This window comes from Rhodovulum sp. PH10 (assembly GCF_000293785.1).
GTDB lineage: Bacteria > Pseudomonadota > Alphaproteobacteria > Rhizobiales > Xanthobacteraceae > Rhodoplanes.
Map to the genome: position 1 here is coordinate 1 of NZ_AKZI01000170.1, position 7,763 is coordinate 7,763.

7 protein-coding genes are annotated in these 7,763 nt (G+C 70.3%); 3 read left to right on the top strand and 4 right to left on the bottom strand.

What is annotated here, in order from left to right; genetic code table 11:
- Positions 1-36: 36 nt before the first annotated feature.
- Together A33M_RS20530 and A33M_RS20535 are read right to left on the bottom strand one after the other, a co-directional pair.
- The gene (locus A33M_RS20530) at positions 37-1,710 is read right to left on the bottom strand and encodes an RAMP superfamily CRISPR-associated protein (RefSeq protein WP_008391504.1); all 1,674 of its coding nucleotides are present in this window, start codon (positions 1,708-1,710) and stop codon (positions 37-39) included.
- 67 nt (positions 1,711-1,777) lie between these two features.
- Positions 1,778-3,394 carry a hypothetical protein gene (locus A33M_RS20535; protein WP_008391506.1) on the bottom strand — a complete coding sequence of 539 codons (1,617 nt, stop codon included), beginning with the start codon at positions 3,392-3,394 and terminating at the stop codon, positions 1,778-1,780.
- Positions 3,395-3,921: 527 nt separating this feature from the next.
- Between A33M_RS20535 and cas1 the strand changes: the two genes are divergently transcribed.
- From cas1 to cas6, 3 genes are all read left to right on the top strand, one after another.
- Positions 3,922-5,895: a CRISPR-associated endonuclease Cas1 gene (gene cas1 / locus A33M_RS20540; RefSeq protein WP_040622239.1), complete on the top strand. Its 1,974-nt coding sequence runs from the start codon at positions 3,922-3,924 to the stop codon at positions 5,893-5,895.
- 2 nt (positions 5,896-5,897) lie between these two features.
- Positions 5,898-6,185 carry a CRISPR-associated endonuclease Cas2 gene (gene cas2 / locus A33M_RS20545; RefSeq protein WP_040622241.1) on the top strand — a complete coding sequence of 96 codons (288 nt, stop codon included), beginning with the start codon at positions 5,898-5,900 and terminating at the stop codon, positions 6,183-6,185.
- 125 nt (positions 6,186-6,310) lie between these two features.
- Positions 6,311-7,051, top strand: a complete 741-nt coding sequence (cas6, locus tag A33M_RS20550) for a CRISPR system precrRNA processing endoribonuclease RAMP protein Cas6 (RefSeq protein ID WP_157223593.1) — start codon at positions 6,311-6,313, stop codon at positions 7,049-7,051.
- 182 nt (positions 7,052-7,233) lie between these two features.
- On the opposite strand, the gene A33M_RS20555 is transcribed toward cas6, so the two are convergent.
- On the bottom strand, positions 7,234-7,449 hold the full coding sequence (locus tag A33M_RS20555; RefSeq protein ID WP_008391515.1) for a hypothetical protein: 216 nt from the start codon (positions 7,447-7,449) through the stop codon (positions 7,234-7,236).
- A 100-nt stretch (positions 7,450-7,549) separates the two neighbouring features.
- Positions 7,550-7,705: a type II toxin-antitoxin system HigB family toxin gene (locus A33M_RS23290; RefSeq protein WP_008391518.1), complete on the bottom strand. Its 156-nt coding sequence runs from the start codon at positions 7,703-7,705 to the stop codon at positions 7,550-7,552.
- Positions 7,706-7,763: the final 58 nt, after the last annotated feature.

Here is a 7,763-nt window from a genome sequence, read left to right on the forward strand (position 1 = left end):
AGCCCGAAAAAGGGAATCCGACCAAGGACTCTTCTGTTAGGCAGAGACCACTAGCGTGACCGGCACCGGTGCGAACACCTGCCGGAAATGCTCGTGATACGCCGCCCCTACGTCGCCGCCGCTCGCGCGCAGCCGGTCGATCGGGGTCAGCAGCGCCGGGGTCTGCAGCACCACGGCGGCCTGCCACTGGGCCCCGCGCCGGGTGGCCGCGACGGGCGGCCGCGACGCCGGCCCCAGGGTCGAGAGGGTGGCGGAGGTCGGCCCTTTGCCGATCAGGATGCGCAAGCCGTGAAGCTTACCGAGGATATCGGCCGGGACGCCGCCCGGAGCCCCGATCTCGAAAACCCAGCGGAGCGCCGGGCCATCGGCGAGGCGCGGCTCCACCATGTCGTAGACGAACAGGGCGCCGCCGGCGCCGGGCTCGTAGCGAGCGGTGCCGAGACGATCGTCGATCGCGGTCCGGGTCCGGACGCAGCGCGCCACGACGCTCTCGACCAGGTGCATCGACACGAGCGAGCGCTTGGCCAGCGCCTTGTCGTCCACCAGCGCCTTGTCGATCGCCTTGGCGTGGATCGATTTCCAGTCGACGGCGAGCACCGGAGGCGACGTCGGGTTGGTGCCGATCCGCGGCTGCTCGTCGAGAATGGCGTCGTGCAGGTCGAAGCGCAGCTTCTTGCCGGGTTCGGGGTTTTCCTTCTCGTACACACAGAGCGAGAAGGGCGGGACCACCGGGCGGCTCCCGCCGTCCGGTGCCGGGGCACACTCCGGCGCAGATACGAGACTGCCGGCGCGGACCTCGTTGCGGGCGGTGACGGCGGGACGGGCCGCCCGGAACACGGCGTCCGACAGGAAGGCGTCCAGATCGCCCGGGAGCTGCCCGTCCGGCCCGAGCACGTTGGCGACCGCGCCCTTGATGGCACCGCCCGACACCTCGACCGCGCCCGCGAAGACGTTCGGCGCGATCCGTTCGGCACCGACCAAGAACGGCCCATCGAAATCGAGCGCGAAGGTGATCGCCTCGGCAGCGGCCGCGGCGGGGACCGCGGCCGGAACGGCGATCGCGGCCGGGAGCGAGGCGGCCGGGGCGAGCGTCACCGCGAAGCCGGCGACCCGGCCGAAGCCTGCCGACTTGTGGGCGCCGATCGCCGGCACCACGCCGAGTGCCAGCTCGAACGCCGACACGACCGACGCCACGGGAAGGGCCCCCGAGGTTCGCACCAGCGCCCGGCCGCAAAACGCCACCGTCGCGCCGATCGGAAACGGCAGGTCGAGCACCTGGAGGTGACCTTCCTCGGCGGAGCCGAGCGCCTCGTCGATCCGGATCCGGGTGATCGTGCCGCTGCCGGCAGCGACCGGCTCCGCCTCGAAGTCCTCGAAGGTCACGGCGCCGCGCTGCGGTGCGTTGCTGGCCCCGCGGTCGTCGGCCCCCTGGCTCGGGTCGTCGTCCTGGCCGAGGCCCGAGGCCCGTCCGAACACGTCGCCGATGAAGGCGTTGCCGCTTCCCGGCAGGCCCGGGATGGCGCCGCCACAGCGACGGCAGATCGCCAGCAGGGCGTCGCGGAGCACGCCGCGGACCAGCGTCCCGGGAATGACGGGACGGCCGTCCTTGCGCGGCAGGCGAGCGTCCACGCCGAACAGCGGGTTGATTTCACCGCCGGTCATGAAGGGCGACACGAGTTCGATGCGGATGTCGATCGCCTGCAGGGTCATGGCGCGTCTCCGTCGCGGCAGTCTGGGCCGAATGGCTCGACATAGTCCCACAGATGCAGGGCGGTCATCAGCGGCAGCACCGCGTTGCGGGTCGCACCCGCCCGCGACGCCGCGAACGGAAGGTGCTCCGTCGTGTCGCCGAGGCCCAGGTCGGCGATAGCATCGTCCCTGAACGTTCGCGCAACACCCGCGTCAGCTCGGCCGCGGCCCAGGTCGACCAAGCTGCGTCACCGCTCCCGGCATCGGCGGCCGCGAGCCCGCCGGGCCACTGCCGGGCCTCCAGGGCGAGCTTCATGGCCTGGCTGCGGTCGAGCGCTCCTTTCAAGCACCGGAACCAGGTGGTCGCGCTCTGGAACGGGCGCTGCACGGCCGGCTTGGCGAAGGCGAACGGTACCGTCGCCTTCGCGCCGTCGAGCAGCAGCCGCTCGCGGGTCCGGTCGAGATCGCCGCGCGGCAGCTCGACCGACTCCGCCGCGAAGGCCGAGACGATCGTCCGGCTCTTGTCGGCCCTCTTGGCGTCCGAGCAGAGATCGTCGGCCAGGCTTCGCGACTGCCGGATCGGCGCCTTGTGGTTGACGAAGGCGAGGCCGATCCCGTGCGTCAGCCGTCGCTCCTGTGGGGACAGGTGCCGGAAAAGAGCGTCGCCCGGGAGCTCCCAGCCGTGCAGCTCGTCCTCGATCTCCAGCACCAGGCTCCAGGCGGCCCAGACCGGCACCGCGAACACCATCTCGTCGCCACCCCACAGCAGGGTCTCGAAGCGCAGGCGCGCCACCTCGTCGTCGTCCTGCCGGGAACGGACCGGCTGTCGGATCATGTGGCTCCGGTCCGGTTCGAGCGCCCAGGCGAGCAGGCGCGCCAGCAGGCGGGTCTGCCAGGTCCGCACCGATGTGCTGAACGCCGCGACCGCGTCGACGTCCCGCATCAGCTTGTTGCGCAACCGCTGAAAGCCGTTGCCGTCGAGATGGACGACGGCGATCTTGCCCGAGAGCGCCGGGGGCAGGGCGAAGCCACCCGCGGTGTCGGCCGTGAGATCCGACAGGGTGTTGGTGAACGCGAGCGCGCGCTCGGCGAGCGCGGCCCGTACGGGCTCGCCGGCGGGGTCCCGTTCGAGCTCCCGATCGTAGAAGCCCTGGCGCGCCGCGCGGCCGAAGCGCCGCCGCACCGCCACGAACCGCGAGACCTCGACGCCGGCCTCCGCGACGGCGGCCGGCCGCACCCGGTCGATCTCGCAGGGCCGGCCGGGGCTGCCGGGCTCGGGGTCCGGCAGCACGAACGACAAGGTCCGGTACTGGCCGACGCGCAGGCGCGCCTCGGCCCGCGCGACAGCGCCCACGAGGCTCTTGTCGGCCCCGCGGGCGATCGGCTCGACCGCCACCGCGAAGCTGAAATCGCTCCCCCGAGGCCCGGCTGCGCCGGCCGACCCGATCGGTCCGGCCAGCACGGTCCGGATGTCCGCCTCGACCGACGGCTCGTCGCCGGCCGCGACATCGAGGGCGGCGAGCAGCTCGGACGCGCCCAGCGAAATGCGCCGGTAGGACGGCTGCGACGCTTTCAGGTGGGCGTCGACGGCCTCCACCGCCGCGAGCAACGCGAGGCCGCCGCCCCGGATGGTCGACAGGTCGTTGGTATCGATGACGGAAAACGCCAGATTTTGCGCGGCGACGCGAACGATATGCGACGGCACGAGTCTCCCGGCCCCCATACGAACAGGTGACGCGCCGAGTAGAGCACCCTGCAATACCGCTGTCGAGAGCGGTTGTGGTGTGTCGACAGGGCTCGCCGAAAGGGCGGGAGGGCGCGTTCCGGGACGGCAGCGCAGGCCGCGACGACGTTTCGGTCCGCTGGTGCGCGGTGCATGCAGTCAGACCCAGGCGAGCATGCCTGGCCCGGAGATCTTTACGTTCCGCTGGTGCGCGGTGCATGCAGTCAGACGGATCGCCTTCACATAGGCGATGCGGCCGTCGTTTACGTTCCGCTGGTGCGCGGTGCATGCAGTCAGACCGACCTCGGGTCAGCAGTCGCGTTTCAGTAACTTTACGTTCCGCTGGTGCGCGGTGCATGCAGTCAGACTGGGGGGTTCGCAGGCGGCTGTCAATGCTGAATTTCGGAAACCTGTTTCCACTGTTCTTCCAGTTTTTCCGGCGGAAATGGACCGAAATTGACCCATCAGTGGAAATCTGCTCGAATGTGTCGACATCGCGGATTGTTCGCATGACGGCATCCAAGACTGGCTCCGGCCCCTTTTACGACCGCGTGGCGGCTGTCGACACCCTGCGCCGAGCCTGGGAGAAGGTGAAGGCCAACAACGGCGCCGCCGGTGGCGACGGCATGACGGTCGCGCGGTTCGCGCTGGTCGCCGAATCGATGATCCAGCGACTCGCCGGGGCGCTCCGCAGCGGCCAGTACCGGCCCGGACCGGCCCGCCGCGCCTTCATTCCGAAGAAGGACGGCGGCCTGCGGCCGCTCGACATCCCGTGCGTGCACGACCGGGTGGTCCAGGGCGCCGCCACGCTGGTGCTCGACCCGGTGCTGGACAAGGCATTCGCGGATTCGAGCTTCGCCTATCGCCGCGGCCGCTCGGTCGCGCAGGCGGTCGCCCGCATCGGCAGCCTGCGCCGGCAGGGTTTCACCCATGTGGTCGACGGCGACATCCGGGCGTATTTCGAACGCATTCCGCACGACCGGCTGATCACCAAGCTGGAGCAGCATGTCGACGACCAGGCGATGGTCGACCTGATCTGGCTGTGGCTCGAGACCTACTCGCTCACCGGCCGCGGCGTGCCGCAAGGCGCGCCGATCTCGCCGCTGCTCGCCAACCTCTATCTCGACGCGGTGGACGACCGGATCGAGCGCGCCGGCGTGCGGCTCGTGCGCTTCGCGGACGATTTCGTGCTGCTGGCCAAGACGCCGGCCTCGGCCGAGAAGGCGCTCGTGGAGATGACCCGGCTGCTCGCGGAGGAGGGCCTCGAGATTCATCCGGAGAAGACGCGGCTGGTGAGCTTCGAGGAGGGGTTCCGGTTCCTCGGCCACGTGTTCGTCCGCTCGCTCATCGTCCGCGAGGTCCAGGAGGAGGACATCCCGGACGAGGACGCCATCGCGGCCGCCGAGCGTCTGCTCACGGAAGCCGAGGCGACGAGGCCCGCCGAGGGGAGCGACGCCACCGCCGCGCCGCCGCGCGAGCGCTCCGATCCGGTGTTCCCGGTCTATGTGATCGAGCCCGGCCGGCGGCTGGAGGCGAAAGGGGCGCGGCTGCGCCTCGTCGACGACATCGGCCGCATCGTCGACCTGCCGCCCGGGCAGATCGACCGCATCGAGCTCGGCCCGGGCACCGACGCGACCCTGGAGGCGCTCGAGCTCGCCGCCGCCAACGCCATCGAGATCGACCGGGTGAACGGCCACGGAGAGGTGACGGGCCGCTACGAGGATGTCGGGCCGGAGCGCGCGAGGCGGCACCTCGCCCAGGCCCGGACCGTGCTCGACCCGGCGCGGCGGCTCGCCCTCGCCCGCACCATCGTCGACGCGCGGCTTCGCAACCAGCGCGCCCTGCTCCGGCGCCTCAACCGCACCCGCAAGGACGCCGAGATCGCCGAGGCTTGTGTGGTTCTGAACCGGACGATCCGCTCGCTCGACACGGCGGCCGACATCGATGCCGCGATGGGATACGAGGGCGCCGGTGCGGCGGCGTTCTGGCCGGCGTTCGGCCGATGCTTCCCGGAGCCGTTTCGGTTCGGCCGACGGAGCCGGCGCCCGGCCCCCGACGCCGCCAATCTCGCCGTCAATGTCGTGTGCAACATGCTGGCCCGCGATGTTCGCGCCGTGGTGATCCGGGCCGGGCTGCATCCCGGCTTCGGCGTCCTGCACGAGACCGCCGACGGGATCGATGCCGCCGTGCACGATCTGATGGAGGAGCTCCGGGCGCCGGTCGCCGAAGCCTGCGTGGCGGCGTCGTTCAACCGCAAGGCCCTCACCGCCGACAGTTTCGTCCTCGATGTCGGCACACGCCTCACCCGCTCCGGCTGGGCGGCGGTGATCCGCGCCTATGAAAGCTGGGTCGCGCAGCCGGTCCGCTCACCACGCTCGCGGCGCGACGTGCTGTGGCGCGCCCTGATGCTCGAGCAGGCGTACGCCTATGCCGAGGCCTGCGAGCAAGGCACGCCGTATCGACCGTACGAGATGGATTATTGACCATGTCCCGGGGCACGCATCTCTACGTGTTCGCCTACGACATCGAACGGGACCGCGCCCGGGCGCGGGTGGCGAAGCTTCTGGAGAACGATCTCGTGCGCGTGCAGAAATCGGTGTTCGAGGGCCGGATGACGCCGGCGGCAGCCCGACGGATCGCCGAGAAGATCGAGCGCGAGCTGGCGCCGACGGACTCGTTGCGGGTCTACGCGATCACGGCGCAGGGGCTCGACGCGAGCCGTTCGTTCGGGATGGCGCCGATCGCCGAGAAGTCCGCCTTCCTGCTGTTCTGACGTTCCGAGCCATCATGACGCAGATCGCGGCGACGCCGGACGAGTTGCTCCTGATGTGGGTCCAGGAGGAGATTCGCGTCGTCTGCGCCCGCCCGCCGGAGCTCGAGGACCATCCCGATCTCGCGATGCGCATCCGCGGCGCCCTCGGTCGCGTGCTCGCCCTCGCCGGGCCGCCGATCGCCCATCGCCACGATCCCTTCGACCGGCCGCCTCCCTTCCCGGCCTTGTTCGGTGCCGACGAGGAGACGACACGGCCCTTCGTCATCGACGTCGACGTCCTCGGCGACGTGATCCAGGTGGACCTTCGGCTGTTCGGCACGGCAGCCTTCTGGGCCGACCAATGCCGCGTGGCGCTGGTCGCGGCGCTCGCCGCCGGCGTGTCGATCAAGGCCGGAAGCCGGCACCGCTGTCCGCTCGAACCGCTCGATTGTCTGATGCGCCGCGTCTGCGCCGATCTCCCGCCGCGATCGGTCGGGGCGGTGAGCCTGATCTGCCTCACGCCCGTCGCCGTGCGCGCCGGCGCCGCCGTCCTGACGGTCCCGCCAGCGCTTCTCTACGCCGCGGTGACCCGGGTGCGCCGTCTGGCACCCTGGCTCGACGTGTCCCTGACGGCCGATTGGGCCATGCTGCGGAGTATCTGCGAGCAGGCCCGCGTCGTCCGTGACCGGCTGTCGCCATACCGCGCGGTCCGCTTCTCGCAACGCCAGCGTGATCGACGTATTCCGGTCACCGGCCTGCTCGGCGAGTGTCGGATCGAGGGCGACCTCTCGCCGCTGGCTCCGTTCCTGGTGCTGGCGGAACACACGCATATCGGCAGTCATGCCGCACTCGGCATGGGCCGTGTGCGTTTGGTGATGTATCCCTGACGCCTTCGCCCGAAGGTCCCGGCGCCGCTTCCCCATGCAAGCAGCACGAACCAGCACCGCCGTTCGACGACGGTGACGCCGCGGATGCGCCGGGCACGTTCCCGCTCAGGCCGCCCGCTCGATCTTGTATGGACGGACAAGGAGGTCGGCCGGGATTTTCCATCACTCGTCGATCTTGTGGATCATCTCGACCGTGAGCGCGCGCCGGCGTGCGAGAACCTCCGAGGCCCGGGAGCGCGATCCCAGGAGTTCCGCCAACTCGACTGGGTGTGACCGAGTTCGTCGATGGCGTAGCGGAGCACGTCGATCGGATCGAAATCCCCGCCGATTTCGATCGGCCGTCGCTTCCTCTCGTAGATGTCGACGAGCGCGAGCAGCACATCGAGCTCGTCGCCCACCTCGGTGCCCTCCCGCGCACCCAACAGGCTTCGATCTCGGCGAGCGCCGCGCGATGGTCCTCGTCGGTGCGGATCGGCCGAATGTCCATCCGTCGTCTTCTCAGAACTGCGACACTGTCATCGCGTCGATGCGGTCACATTCCGCGTGGGGGCCGACGAACTTCACGACCGCGATCTGCCGGCGGAAATCGAAGGTGGCTACCAAGCGATAATTTTCGCCCGCGGGCTCGAATCTCACCCGTTCGCTGTTGAGCACTTTTGCCTTAGAGCCTGACTCGAAATTCGTCCTTTATCGACGGGCTCTGGCGAGGCGG

What these genes read in the sequence shown, in the direction of transcription:
- A33M_RS20530 (WP_008391504.1), bottom strand. Translation starts at nt 1,710, where the DNA reads ATGACCCTGCAGGCGATCGACATCCGCATCGAACTCGTGTCGCCCTTC.
- cas1 (WP_040622239.1), top strand. Translation starts at nt 3,922, where the DNA reads ATGACGGCATCCAAGACTGGCTCCGGCCCCTTTTACGACCGCGTGGCG.
- cas2 (WP_040622241.1), top strand. Translation starts at nt 5,898, where the DNA reads ATGTCCCGGGGCACGCATCTCTACGTGTTCGCCTACGACATCGAACGG.
- cas6 (WP_157223593.1), top strand. Translation starts at nt 6,311, where the DNA reads ATGCGCATCCGCGGCGCCCTCGGTCGCGTGCTCGCCCTCGCCGGGCCG.